Origin of the sequence: Algibacter sp. TI.3.09, assembly GCF_038154905.1 — a bacterium.
GTDB lineage: Bacteria > Bacteroidota > Bacteroidia > Flavobacteriales > Flavobacteriaceae > Algibacter.
This window is the reverse complement of record NZ_JBAKAN010000087.1, coordinates 1-255: the sequence shown is the minus strand read 5'-3', so window position 1 is coordinate 255 and position 255 is coordinate 1. Positions and strand designations below refer to the sequence as shown.

Below are 255 nucleotides of genomic sequence, written 5' to 3'. Positions count from 1 at the left end.
TATATCATTTCATTTTTCTGTAATTTAATGAAATGAGTCTTTTATACCGCTAAAGATCTCCTGGATAATAAGGCGGAATAAAATATAAAGCTCACAACATGGTATATAAACAATAAGGGCTTAGGTGCTTTCAAAATGGATACTGGGTAACGCACCAACGCTACTTTAGTAAACCAAATATTCTTTCTTAAATTTAAATATTTATTTCCTAAATTAGCTTCAATATAAATCTGTAGGATATTTATATTGATAATC

At 27.8% G+C, this 255-nt stretch carries 1 protein-coding gene; it reads right to left on the bottom strand.

The annotated features are described in order from the left end of the window. Window positions 1–41: 41 nt before the first annotated feature. Window positions 42–255: hypothetical protein (locus tag V6246_RS18430; RefSeq protein WP_341561889.1), on the bottom strand; the 214-nt coding region annotated here is incomplete at its 5' end.